This is a genomic window from Mycobacterium sp. EPa45 (genome assembly GCF_001021385.1).
In the GTDB taxonomy this organism is placed as follows: Bacteria; Actinomycetota; Actinomycetes; order Mycobacteriales; family Mycobacteriaceae; genus Mycobacterium.
In genome coordinates, this window is record NZ_CP011773.1 from 5,441,195 (window position 1) to 5,453,593 (window position 12,399).

13 protein-coding genes are annotated in these 12,399 nt (G+C 64.9%); 8 read left to right on the top strand and 5 right to left on the bottom strand.

Annotation, left to right across the window (positions count from 1 at the left end; all coding sequences use genetic code 11):
• Nucleotide 1 precedes the first annotated feature (1 nt).
• From AB431_RS25755 to AB431_RS25770, 4 genes are read right to left on the bottom strand one after another with little or no spacing between them, the layout of a single operon-like run.
• Entirely contained in the window at nucleotides 2-406 is a 405-nt protein-coding gene (locus tag AB431_RS25755; RefSeq protein WP_047332328.1) for a Zn-ribbon domain-containing OB-fold protein, read from the bottom strand.
• Nucleotides 403-1,572, bottom strand: coding sequence for an acetyl-CoA acetyltransferase (locus tag AB431_RS25760; RefSeq protein WP_047332329.1), 1,170 nt, complete (start codon nucleotides 1,570-1,572; stop codon nucleotides 403-405). Before AB431_RS25760 ends, AB431_RS25755 begins: the two co-directional genes overlap by 4 nt.
• Nucleotides 1,569-3,071 carry a class I adenylate-forming enzyme family protein gene (locus AB431_RS25765; protein WP_047332330.1) on the bottom strand — a complete coding sequence of 501 codons (1,503 nt, stop codon included), beginning with the start codon at nucleotides 3,069-3,071 and terminating at the stop codon, nucleotides 1,569-1,571. Before AB431_RS25765 ends, AB431_RS25760 begins: the two co-directional genes overlap by 4 nt.
• Nucleotides 3,068-4,141, bottom strand: a complete 1,074-nt coding sequence (locus AB431_RS25770) for an LLM class flavin-dependent oxidoreductase (protein ID WP_047333808.1) — start codon at nucleotides 4,139-4,141, stop codon at nucleotides 3,068-3,070. The genes AB431_RS25765 and AB431_RS25770 overlap by 4 nt, the downstream gene beginning before the upstream one ends.
• A gap of 104 nt (nucleotides 4,142-4,245) precedes the next feature.
• Between AB431_RS25770 and AB431_RS25775 the strand changes: the two genes are divergently transcribed.
• The 7 genes from AB431_RS25775 (at nucleotide 4,246) to AB431_RS25805 (ending at nucleotide 10,704) form a co-directional block, all read left to right on the top strand.
• Nucleotides 4,246-5,070 (top strand): MaoC/PaaZ C-terminal domain-containing protein, encoded by an 825-nt coding sequence (locus AB431_RS25775; RefSeq protein ID WP_047332331.1) that lies wholly within the window; start codon nucleotides 4,246-4,248, stop codon nucleotides 5,068-5,070.
• Nucleotides 5,064-5,696: a TetR/AcrR family transcriptional regulator gene (locus AB431_RS25780; protein WP_235435765.1), complete on the top strand. Its 633-nt coding sequence runs from the start codon at nucleotides 5,064-5,066 to the stop codon at nucleotides 5,694-5,696. The genes AB431_RS25775 and AB431_RS25780 overlap by 7 nt, the downstream gene beginning before the upstream one ends.
• Entirely contained in the window at nucleotides 5,686-6,432 is a 747-nt protein-coding gene (locus AB431_RS25785; protein ID WP_047332333.1) for an SDR family NAD(P)-dependent oxidoreductase, read from the top strand. Before AB431_RS25780 ends, AB431_RS25785 begins: the two co-directional genes overlap by 11 nt.
• A gap of 73 nt (nucleotides 6,433-6,505) precedes the next feature.
• Nucleotides 6,506-7,273, top strand: coding sequence for an enoyl-CoA hydratase-related protein (locus tag AB431_RS25790; RefSeq protein ID WP_047333809.1), 768 nt, complete (start codon nucleotides 6,506-6,508; stop codon nucleotides 7,271-7,273).
• Between the two features lie 11 nt (nucleotides 7,274-7,284).
• Nucleotides 7,285-8,904: a class I adenylate-forming enzyme family protein gene (locus AB431_RS25795; RefSeq protein ID WP_052960395.1), complete on the top strand. Its 1,620-nt coding sequence runs from the start codon at nucleotides 7,285-7,287 to the stop codon at nucleotides 8,902-8,904.
• Nucleotides 8,901-9,572 (top strand): nuclear transport factor 2 family protein, encoded by a 672-nt coding sequence (locus tag AB431_RS25800; RefSeq protein WP_047332334.1) that lies wholly within the window; start codon nucleotides 8,901-8,903, stop codon nucleotides 9,570-9,572. Before AB431_RS25795 ends, AB431_RS25800 begins: the two co-directional genes overlap by 4 nt.
• A 1-nt stretch (nucleotide 9,573) precedes the next feature.
• Nucleotides 9,574-10,704, top strand: a complete 1,131-nt coding sequence (locus AB431_RS25805) for an acyl-CoA dehydrogenase family protein (protein WP_047332335.1) — start codon at nucleotides 9,574-9,576, stop codon at nucleotides 10,702-10,704.
• Nucleotides 10,705-10,707: 3 nt separating this feature from the next.
• On the opposite strand, the gene AB431_RS25810 is transcribed toward AB431_RS25805, so the two are convergent.
• Nucleotides 10,708-11,517: an SDR family NAD(P)-dependent oxidoreductase gene (locus AB431_RS25810; protein WP_052960396.1), complete on the bottom strand. Its 810-nt coding sequence runs from the start codon at nucleotides 11,515-11,517 to the stop codon at nucleotides 10,708-10,710.
• A gap of 218 nt (nucleotides 11,518-11,735) precedes the next feature.
• Here AB431_RS25810 and AB431_RS25815 point away from each other — a divergent pair, with 218 nt between their 5' ends.
• Entirely contained in the window at nucleotides 11,736-12,347 is a 612-nt protein-coding gene (locus AB431_RS25815) for a TetR/AcrR family transcriptional regulator (protein WP_047332336.1), read from the top strand.
• Nucleotides 12,348-12,399 lie beyond the last annotated feature (52 nt).

Sequence of the window (12,399 nt, forward strand, 5' to 3'; positions counted from 1 at the left end):
ATCACCTTCGTTCGAAAGAGGGCAGATTGCGCCCATCCGGCAAGGGAACCCATGCGAGGGTCACGGCATCGCCGACGGCGGGCGCGGGTCCGAATACGTTCGACATGATGCGAGCACCCTCCTCGAGGTCGACAAGCACCACCGAGTACGGCACCCGGTCGGCCAGGGCGGGCAATGCCGGGCGATGGTGCACACTCACCGCGTAGATCACTCCGCGCCCGGACAGCGGCTCCCACTGCAGGTCGAAGTCGCCGCAGTTCGGGCAGACAAATCTGGGGTACCACACCAACTCTCGGCAATTCCCGCAGCGTTGCATGCTGAGTTGGCGGTTGCGGGTTGCCTCCCAGAAGGGCGCCGAAGCGGCGCTCGGCTCGGGGACCGGGATGGTGGCAGCGTTCTCGGTCACAGCGTGGCTTCCGTCCCCAGAATGACCGTCGAGGTCGCCGACAACACCCCACCCGTACCGTGCGCCAGGGCCACGTTGGCGCCCGGCACCTGCCGGTCGCCACACTCACCGCGCAGTTGACGCGTCGCCTCGACCAAGAGGAACGCCCCGAACGCACCGGGATGGGTATAGGCCAGGCCGCCTCCGGTCGTCTGCCCGGGCAACTCCCCACCCGGTGCCAGCGCCCCGCCGGCCACGAAGGCCCCGCCCTCACCCTTCTTGCAGAATCCGAGGTCCTCCAGGGCGAGCAAGACGGTGATCGTGAACGAGTCGTACAGCTGCACCACGTCGACATCGGTTGGCTGGACGCCGGCGGCGGCGAACGCGGCAGGACCGGATATCGCCCCGGGCGTCACGGTCAGATCGGGCATCTGCGAGATCATGGCGTGCGAGGCCGCCGAGGCCGCGCCGAGTACGTGAACCGGCGGGCGAGCGAGGTCTCGAGCCCGTTCGGCACTGGTCACCACGAGGGCGCCGGCTCCGTCGGTGACCAGGCAGCATTCCAGCTTGTGCACAGGCTCGGCCAAATACCCGGACGCCAGGACGTCGTCGACGGTGATCGGGTCGCGCAGGTGTGCCCGAGGGTTACGAGTTGCCCACGTGCGGGTGTCCACCGCGATTTGGGCCAGCTGCTCGGCCGTCGTTCCGAAGCTGGCCATGTGCCGGTTGGCCGCCAGCGCGTACGCGCTGATCGGCAGCATCACACCGTACGGCGTCTCCCACTCGAGACGCTCCGGTGTGGCGAACACACCGAGCCCCTTCTCGCCGCGCTTGCGAGCAGCGCGCGGGGTGGACGCATACACGATGACGACGGTTTCAGCGAGACCGGCGGCAATCGCGGCGGCAGCATGCTCGACGTACAGCCCGTAACTGGCCCCGCCGGTCTGCGTGGCATCGGTGAATCGTGGCGCGATACCAAGGTATTCGGCCAGTTCCACCGAATGCATCAGAGTGCCGCCAGTGCACGTGCACAACCCGTCGACGTCGCGCAGCGACAACCCCGCGTCCGCGAGCGCGGCGAGTATCACGCGCGCCTCCAGCTCGCGCAGTGGCAGATCGATGACGCCGTCGGGAGAAACCTCGTCAGCCACTCCCACCACCGCGGCCGCGCCCCGTATCCCCGTCACACGCTCACCTCTTCGGCCTGGCCGAACATCTCGCGAAGCAGGGGTTGGCTGACCTTCAACGATGCGGTACGCGGCAATTCGCCCACCACGATCAATTTCATCGGCATTTGGTACTTGGTCAGGCGCTCCCGCAGGAACGCCAGCAATTCGTCCGGCTCGGCGGTCGCCCCTGCCGACAGCTCCACCGCCGCCACCGGAACGGCTCCCAACCGCTGGTCGGGCACCCCGGTGACGCCGGCATCTCGCACCGCGGGATGGCTGCGCAGCGCCTCGACGATGTCGGTCGGGGTGATCTTGAATCCCCCGCGGATGATGACGTCGTCGGTGCGGCCGTCCACGAAGACAAATCCGTCCGCGTCAATCCGGCCGAGGTCGGTGGTGCTCACCCACTCGCCACCGCTGGTCCTGACCTCGATCCGCCCCTGAACCCCCGCAGGCACTTCGGCGCCGTTGTCGAGGGAGATGATCCGCAACTCGCGGCCACGTTGTGGACGACCGACGCTGCCCCGCTTGCGCTGCGCCCATTCGCGGTGCATCGCCAGGTTCCAGCCCGCCACTCCCCCCGCGAACTCCGTCGCGCCGTACGACGGCAGGACCGCGACGCCATAGGTGTCCTCGAACGCCGCCTGCACCGGAACCGGCAAGTGGGCGGTACCCGAGGTGACCACCTCGACACTGTCGAATACCTCCGGGGCGATGCCGGCGTCGAGGATCATGCCGAGTGCCGACGGGACCAGGCTCACCGCTCGCGGCCGATGACGCTGCACCAGATCGACGAAATCAGGTACGCGGAATCGTTCGAGCATCGCGATCTTGCGTCCCTCACAGATGTTGAGCAACGTCCGGAACAGTCCGGACATGTGCACCAGCGGTGAGCTCACGATCGCAACACCCGATCGCAGCCGCGGCGGGGCGTCGGCCGCGCCGGAGTAATGCGCGGCTGCGGCAGCCACGGTGTTCTCAAAGGCACTGTACGTCAGCGGGATTCGCTTGGGGGGTCCCGTCGTTCCGCTGGTGAGCATCTCGACAGCGATACCCTCCGGCTCCTGTCGAAACGGTCCGGCACCGGGCGCCTCGAGTCCCGAGACTTCCGAAACCGGCACGCCGTCGGTGGCCACCCGCAGTCCGAGCGCGCCATCCGCGGCAGCCACCACGCCAGGCCGCCGCCAATCCGAATCGAGCGCTATCACTGCCGCGAGCCGGAGTTCGGCAATATCGGCGCAGAGGCCCGTGTCGCCGTGGGCCGCGTTGAGGGTGACGACGGTGGCTCCAGTCAGCAGTACTCCGAGCAATGCTCCGACCATCGCCGGATGGTTGCGGAGCACGAGACCGATGGGCGCTCCAGGACCGAGGTCGGCCGCCGCCAGGCGGTCCCGGACACCGTGGGAAACCGCCTGCAGCGCAGCCCAATCGGCCCATTCACCGTTGAATTCAATGGCCGGCGCCGACGGATCCAGCGCCAGAACCGTATTGAGCCGATCGGCCAGCTCGTTGCTCAAGCCGGGGCTGCCGCGAGTTCGGTCGCCACCGGAATCACCTCTTGGGCGAACAACTTCATCGAGTCGTACACCTTAGCGCGGTCCATCGCGCCACCACGCGACATCCGCAACATGATGTTGCGCCAACCCATGTCGATGACCGTCTTCATCTTGCCGATGATGCGGTCCGGGTCACCCATCAGCGTCAGATGGGAATTCAGAACCTGCTCATAGCTTTGCTTGTCGTGTTTTTCGAACCAGTCCGCATAAGCCTTGTAGTCGGCCGGGATCTCCCCTCCGCGTTCAAAGGGATTCGAGTACGCGCGATGTCGCTCGATGGACAGCTCGACACTGTCCCTGGGATAGCTACGGGCGAAGGCATCGTCGTTGTGGCAGAAGGCATTCAGCAGCGCCCAGACGTTCTCGGTGGCGGCGTCAAGACCCTTCTTGGCCTGGACGTCCAGATAGATGTCCAGTGCGCCCTGCAGATCGGGATCCACCGTGTACGGATTGCCGATGATGGCACCGAAACCCTTGTCCGCCAGCCATTCGAAGCTTGACGGCGTCTTCATCACGGTGCCCCACGCCGGCACGGGCTGCTGCACCGGCCGGGGGTAGATCGTCACGTCCTCGATCTGGAAGTACTTGCCCTCATAGCTCACGTTCTCACGTGTGAGGAGCAGGTTCACAATCTCCACACACTCCTGGTACCGGCCGGTCGCCTCGTCCATCGGGATACCGAAACCCTTGAACTCATGCGCCTGGTAGCCGCGCCCGAATCCGGCGTCGAATCGGCCCCCCGAGAGCACGTCGACCATGGCGATGCGTTCAGCGAGCTGAATCGGGTGATGAAAGGGACTGACCATGCACGCCGTTCCGATGCGGATCCGTTCGGTCTGGGCCGCGATCGCCCCGGCCACCAGCGGCAGGTCAGCGAGCATGCCGTACGGCGAGAAGTGATGCTCGGCCAACCACACCTCGTCGTAACCGAGCTCCTCGGCCCAGCGCGCTTCCTCGAGCACGTTGGCGAAGACCTCTTGGTCGCTGAGGTGGTTGGGTTTGTCGCCAAGGATGAAGACGCCGAACTTCATGTCGTTCACTCCTAGAAACTAGTTGCAGTTACTGCGACTATATTGCACGATCGAACAAACAACGTCAATCCGTTCAGTGCCGATATCAACAATCTGGAGGCTCCGTGACACTGACCGACGCGATCGGTTTCGCCCTCGAACCAACGACATTCGCCTGGACGGAGACGGATGCGATCATTTATGCGCTCGGTATCGGGGCTCGGCCTCCCGCTGAACTGGATCTGCTCGACGAGCGCCGTGGTCCGTCGGTCGTACCGACCTTCGCCCTGCTGGCGAACTGGTGGGCCGTCAAGGATCTGCGGGCGGTGCTCGGGCTCGGAACTGCCCCCATCGTGCACGCCGGACAGTCCCTGAGCCTGCACCGCCCGCTTCCCAGTAGCGGGAAACTGCTGGTGACCGGCACCGTCACCGCGGTGTGGGACAAGGGCAAGCATGCCGCGATCGAGGTGACGACTCAGGGGGCCGACGCCGACGGACAGGTTTTCACCGCCGTCGGTCAGACGATGGTGCTCGGCGGTGGCGGATTCGGCGGCGAACGCGGCCCCGGCCCGGCCGACGAGCCGGACGGCGATCCCGACGTGATGGTCACCGACGAGATCCATCCCGAACAAGCTGCGATCTACCGCCTCAGCGGGGACCGCAACCCGCTGCACATCGACCCGGCCGTGGCGCGCAAGGCGGGATTCGACGACGTATTCCTGCACGGCCTGTGCACGCTCGGCTTCGCCGCGCGGGCGGTGATCAACAGTGTCGGCGCGGGCGACCCGAGCGTCCTTCGCGAGATCAGCTGCCGGTTCTCGAAGCCGGTCGCACTCGGGGCGCCGCTGAACACCGAAATCTGGCAAGACGGAGACGCGGTGTCGTTCCGGACCACCCAGAACTCGAACGTTTCCCTGTCCGCTGGCCGCGCCATGCTGCGAGCATGGTAGCCATGGATCAGCGCCGCGCTCGCGGTCAACGAAATCGTCAGGCGCTCATCACAGCCGCGATCGAACTCTTCGACGCCAACGGATACGACACCACCACGGTCGAACAGATTTCCACGCTGGCCGGGGTCTCACCCCGCACGTTTTTCCACCACTTCGCCACCAAGGACGACATCCTCTTCGACGGCTATGCCGAGCGGCTCGACGAAGCGACCCGCCGCTTTCGCGCGTCCCGATCGTCATCTCTGTGGGGCGCGCTGTCCGAGGCCTCGGCGGCAGTCGCCGAGGCGATCAGCGCGCAACCCGACATGTTTCTCGTCCGGGCGCGGATGTATGGCCGCCACCCCGGGCTGCGGGCCGCCCGGCTGCGGATCAACGACGACTGGATCGATCAGATGACCGACGAGGTGGCCCGCTGGCTGGATATCGACGCGACCACCGATCTGCGGCCACGGCTCGCCGCCACTGTCGTCAACGGCGCCAATCGGGCGGCCATCGACACCTGGGTGGCCGACGGCGGCCGTAGCGACCTGGTGTCCTTGATGGCCGAGGCGGTGCTCCTTTTGCGCCCATCCATCACCCGGATTGAACGTGTCGTACGAGAGGACAGGACCCGCCGTGTCGGATGACCGCCAACTCGCCGTGGTCACCGGCGGCGCTCGTGGGATCGGCGAAGCGATCGTCGCCGAACTCGTCGACGCGGGGTACCGGGTCGCCGTCGTCGATGTCAACGCCAAGGCCATCGCCAAAACCGCGGACGGTCCGGCAGCACGAGCCGGTGTGGTGCTCCCCGTCGAGATGTCGATCACCGAGCGCTCCACCGTCGAACGCGAACTCGCCTTGCTCGCAGCCAATCACGGGCCGATCCGGGCACTGGTGAACAACGCGGGCATGACGCTGCCCGCGTCGTTTCTGGACCAGACGGACGAGGACTGGGATCACATCCTGGCGGTGAATCTGACCGGCACTTTTCTCATGGCGCAGGTGTCGAGCCGCCAGATGGTCGAAAACGGCGGCGGAGCGATCGTCAACATCAGTTCGGTATCCGCGCACGGGGTGCGGACCGGGCCGCCGGCGTACGCGGCAGCCAAGGCGGGAGTGGAGGGTTTGAGCCGCCTGATGGCGGTGCAACTCGGCCCGCACGGTGTGCGCGTCAACACCGTTGTGGTGGGTACGACCGCGACGCCGTGGTTGCTCTCCCGCAAGTCGGATGCCGAGCTCGACGCGATGCGCGGATCGACACTGACCGGGTCGATCGGCGAGCCGGCCGACGTCGCCAAGACCGTTGCATTTCTGTGTTCCGACGCGGCCAAACACATCACCGGCCAGATGGTCTCGGTCTCTGGCGGGCAGTGGATGCCGTGATGACCACCGGCGATACGATGGAACACTTGTTGCTACTGTGTTCAGTTCACGGCACGCAGTGAAAGGGCTCGGAGTGGAACTTCAGCGGATCCTTTTCGACGTCCGCGACCACGTCGCGACGATCACGATCAACCGCCCGGAACGGCTCAACGCCACCGACGACCTCGCTCGAACCGAACTCGGCTGGGCCTGGGGTCAAGTCCGCGACGATCCGGAGATCCGGGTTGCGATCATCACCGGCGCAGGCGATCGCGCATTTTGCGCGGGGCAGGACGTCAGGGCGACCGCCGCGTCCGGGATCCGCAACAAGGTGCCGGGTTCCCGCCTGCATCACAACGTGTGGAAACCGGTCATCTGCGCCCTCAACGGCATGGTCGTCGGCGGAGGGCTGCATCAGGTCGCCGACTCGGACCTGATCATCGCCGCCGAGCACGCCGAGCTGATCGACACCCACCTCAAGGTCGGCAACGTGTTCGCGCTGGAGCCCGCCGTGCTGTTACGGCGCATGCCGATCTCCATGGTCATGCAGTTGGCGCTGATGACCAAGGATGGACGGATCACCGCCCGGCGCGGGTACGAGATAGGACTCATCAACGAGGTGGTGCCGGCCGATCAACTGCAGAACCGCGCTCGCGAGATCGCGCTGGCCATCGCACAACTGTCACCCGCCACCACTCAGGCGTCCATCAAGGCGATGTGGACCAGTCTCGACGTCGGACTGCACGCCGCGAATGACGTCGCCTATCGCTATGTGCTGCAGCATCAGATGACCCACCCCGACTACCGGGAGGGAATGCTCGCGTTCGCCGAGAAGCGCGAACCCAAGTGGGTCGTCGAGTGAGACATCCGTAAATGACCACCACCAGGACCTTCAGCTACGAGCCGCTGCCGTACACCCCGGTTTTGCCCAGCATGCTCGCTGAAGTTGTTGCGGCCCATGGTGTCAACGACTTCGTGGTGTCGTCGGACGGCGCTGGTACCCGTGAGCGCGTCACCTATGCCGAGGCCGCAGAACGCTCTGCGGTGATGGCGCGCCGACTGCTCGCGGCCGGCGTCACGAAGGGCGTCCGGGTGGGAATTCTGGCGCCCAATGGACCGGATTTCGTGGTCGCTTTCCTCGCGGTCACGCGAATCGGTGCGGTGGCGGTGCCGATCAACACGTTTTTTCAGCCTGCCGAACTGGCATGGCTGTTACGCGACGGGGACATTCACACGGTGCTCACCGTCGATAACTTGCTGGGCAAGGACATCCGAGTGCGAGTGGCCGACGCGATCGGATCACCGGTGCGCGGCGGCCCGCACCTCGTCCAGGAATTGCCACATCTGCGCAATGTGCTGTCGCTGTCCACGACGGCCGACTGGCCGGATCCCGTTGCCCCTGGACACCTCGCCGCCTGCGAAGCCACCGTGCGCGAGACCGATGACATGGTCGTCATCTACACCTCCGGCAGTACTTCGAATCCCAAGGGAATCATCCACACTCATGGCCCGGTGATCACCCACTCGCGTTTCATCGCCAGTCAGCACGAGTGGACGTCGGCAGATCGGGTCTATATCCCGATGGCGTTCTTCTGGGTCGGCGGTCTGGTTTTCGGCGTGCTCGGTCCCATGCAAATCGGCCTGACGATCCTGACCGAGCACCGGTTCGATCCCGCGGACGTCCTGCGCCTGCTCGAAGCCGAGCGCGCGACTTACACGACGGGCTTTCCGCATGTGGGACCGGCGTTGTCGAACCATCCGGATTTCGCCAGCACGGACCTGTCGGCATTGCGGGAGGGTTACCAGCACGTGCTCCTGCCACCGGAGCGCCGAGCGGCCGATCCGTCGCTGCGCGTTCGCCAACTCGGTATGACGGAGACCTGTAGTTCGCACACCTGGTGGCCGCCACATGAGCAGGTACCCGAGTCCAAGCGCGGATCGCTGGGCGTTTCGGCACCCGGCTATGAGCACAAGATCGTCGACGAGAGCGGAACCGAAGTAAGCGACGGGGTGGCCGGCGAGATCTGCGTTCGTGGCTGGGCCATGATGCGCGGCATCGTGGGCCGCAGCAATCAGGAGGTGTTCGATGCCGACGGCTGGTATCACACCAAGGATGCGGGATACCGAGACGCCGATGGCCACCTGTACTTCGCGGGCCGCACCGACGACATGATCAAGACATCTGGGGCCAATGTGGCTCCGGTCGAGGTCGAGTTGACGCTGAGCAGGGTCGATGGCGTTCGCATCGCCTACGTCGTCGGTCTCCCGGACGCCGAGAAAGGGGCACTGGTCAGTGCGGTCGTGGTCCTCAATGACGGCAGCGCGCTGTCGCCCGACGATCTGATCGCAGCCTGTCGCCGAGAACTCGCAGCCTACAAGGTCCCGAAGAAATGGGTTCTGCTTCCCGACGACGACCGGCTTCCGTATACGACGACGAACAAGATCGACAAGGTCGCTCTGACGGAACTGCTTGCTCAAGAATCACTTTCATGACGGACCTCGGTGACGCGATGGCTGCGCTGACGGCCCGAATCGAACGGCTCGAAGCGCTCGACGAGATTCGTCAACTCGCCGCGAAATACACCGTGGCCCTGGACATGCGCGACCTCGATGCACTCGTGAACCTTTTCGTCGACGACGTCCGAGTGCCAGGAAGGCGCAGCGGTCGTGATGCGCTGCGCGCCTGGTACGACGTCGAGTTGCGCCATGACCTCATGGGAAGCGCACACGGGGTGCTCGGGCACGTCATCGATACTCACGACGCCGACCACGCCAGCGGATTGGTCTACTCGCGCAACGACCTCGAGACCGAGTCGGTCTGGGTGATCGAGCTCCTGGCCTACCTCGACGCGTACGAGCGTCGCGACGGACGATGGTACTTCACCCGCCGCACCCCGCTGTTCTGGTACCAGAGCGATATCACCGATCCGCCGGTAGGACCTCGTAAAGTGCGCTGGCCCAATACAACTCCACACGAGGGACACTTCCACACATCCTTTCCCAGCTGGCAGGAGTTCTGGTCGGCCGATCCGGGCCGGCACGACCGACCGGTGCCCGCCCCAGCTGCGGCCGGTGATTGGCTTCGCACGCTGCGTCGTAACGCCGATACCCCGCGAGTGAACAGCACCGGCCGCGACAAGGACGACCCGAGGAACAACTAGCATGTCCGCAGATCTCACCGCATCAGCCTTCACCATCACCGAAGAGCAGCACGAATTCCGCTCTGCGATACGCGGTTTCCTCGCCCAGCATTCATCTGAAGCTGCGATCCGGCGCGCGATCGAGACCGACTTGGGCTATGACCAGGCCACCTGGCGCGCCATGTCCGACCAGCTCAAGCTCCCGGGGTTACTCATCCCGGAAGAGTACGGGGGCGAAGGGTTCGGGTTCGGTGAGCTGGCCCTGGTGCTGGAGGAAATGGGCGCCGCGTTGTTTACGGGGCCGTACTTCTCGTCGGCGGTGCTCGCGACCAGCGTGCTGCTCGATTGCGCGACCGAGACCGCCAAAAGCCGGTATCTGCCCAGGATTGCAAGCGGGCACACCATCGCGACACTCGCTCTGACCGAGCGATCCGGCCGGTGGGATGTTCCGAGCATCGAGACCCGCGCGGTCGGCAAGTCGGGGTCTTGGACGCTGCACGGCGCAAAGTTCTTCGTCCCCGACGGCGCGTCAGCTGATCTGGTGCTCGTTGTCGCGCAAACCGAAACGGGCATTGGCCTGTTCGCCGTCGACGACACCACCTCGCTCAGCAGACGTACCCAATCGGGCCTGGACCCCACCCGCCGCACTGCTGTCATCGAGTTCGATGGCACGCTGGCAGCCAGACTCGACGACGGCGAGACAGAGCAGAACCTTTCTCGCGGACTGGCATCGGCCGCGGCCGGCCTGGCCTGCGAACAGGTCGGCGGAGCGCAGCGCAGTCTCGACCTTGCTGTCGACTATGCCAAGGTGAGACATCAGTTCGGGCGGCCGATCGGGTCATTTCAGGCGATCCGCCACGAATGCGCGAATCTTATGCTGGAGATCGAATGTGCCAGGGGTGCAGCGCAATACGCCGCAAGCGCCGTGGACGTGTTTCCGGATCGGCTATTGACCGCCGCCGCCATCGCGAAGGCGTACTGTTCAGACACCTACCTACGCGCGGCCGCGGCCAACATTCAGCTGCACGGCGGCATCGGGTTCACCTGGGAACATCCCGCACACTTCTACTACAAGCGCGCCCAGTCCTCCGCCATGTTGCTCGGCGACGCCGATTATCACCGCAACTTGCTGGCTGACCGAATTGGCCTGTAAGGCTTAGAAATCGGTTCCACCGTCGATGTTGATGACCGCACCGGTCATATACGCAGCCCGATCGCTCAGCAAGAACGCGACAAGCTCACCTGCTTCGTGCGGTAGTCCACCCCGACCGAGCGCCACGCGCATGTTCCAGTCCGGGTTGCTCGACAGGTGGGTGTAGATCGCATCTTCGGCAGGCACCCCGTATTGCTCGGCGCGGCGCGCCCTGATGTGGTCATTGGTCTCGGTGTCGAACAACCCAGGGCACATGACGTTCACCCGAATCCCATCCGGGCCGTGCGTCTTGGCCAGGATCTTCGACATCGTCAACACCGCGGCCTTCAAAGCGTTGTAAGGCGGGATCAGAATCTTGGGCGCCCGCACCGAGTACGCCGCGGTAGTGACAATGCTGCCACCTCCGTTGCGCTGCAGGTGCGGAATGACCGCGCGACACGACCGCACCGTCGCCATCAGGATCAGTTGGTAGTACCAGTCCCAGGAATCATCACCGTGCTCGAGGAACGGCCCCTGCTGGTTCATCGGGCCTGCGGTGACAGCCAGTCCGCGCAACGGGCCGAGTTCATCGGCGGCCCGATCGACCGCCCTGGCCACCCCGTCCCCGGGGCATGCCGCGTCCACGCTGATTCCGACCGCCCGCACGCCGTACTCTTGCGCCAGCCGAGCGGCCCTTGTCGACGCACGCTCACCATCGCGAGCCAACAGCGCGACGTTGGCGCCATCGGCAGCCAGCTGTGTGGCCGCTGCGAAACCCATCCCGGTGGTTCCGCCGACCACAACGAAACTTCGACCTTCGATTCCGAGTTCCATGGTGCCGAGCCTCCCGCCACGTTCGTTGTGAAACAACAAGCTCGCATGTTGAACAACTAAACGCAATATGTCCGATTGCTTTACCAAATCCAGGGCTGGGAGCGACACTCGTTGACCCCGCCCAACACACCGGAACACTCCGTGTCGCGTAGCATTGACAAGTTGGTGAGCTGCCGCAAGGGGCCTCCATCAGGTCCTTCGAACAGGCAAGGAGCGATATGGCAACCCCTCGGGCCAGCGCCGCGATTCAGGATCAGGACGAGTTCGACCGCCGCGATCAGATTCTCGAGGCAGCCAACCAGTGTTTCGCCCAACTCGGCATCCAGCGCACCAGCGTCCAGGATGTGGCGCGGATGGCCAACGTGTCCCGCGGCACCGTGTACCGCTATTTCGAAGACCGCACCGTCTTGATCGACGCCGCCATCGAGTTTGGTGCACAACGGTTCTACCAGCAGGTGGCCGCGGCCATGGCCAAGAAGTCGACCCTGGCCGAGCAGCTCGGCGCGATGGCCGAAACGCACGCGAGCATCCTGTTGGACCATCGCACTCGTAATCGGCTCATGGCCGACGACGCCGAGTTGATGCGGCACATGATCTCCGACGGCGACTCCGCGGTGCGCCGGTCGACAGAATTCCTGGTGCCCTACGTCCGCCAAGCGCAGCAACGGGGGGAAGTCGGGGCACATGTCGATGTCGTGGCTGCCAGCGAGTGGCTGGCTCGCATCATCTACTCCTTCTCGACGGTCAACGAGGGCCAGACGTTCAACATGTCCAAGCCCGAAACGGTGCGACGCTATGTCGAGAAATTCGCAGTGAACGGGTTGCGCTGATTCCGTAAGACCGCTTTGGTCAACTGAACATATCCTGTACTGTTGTTCTCCA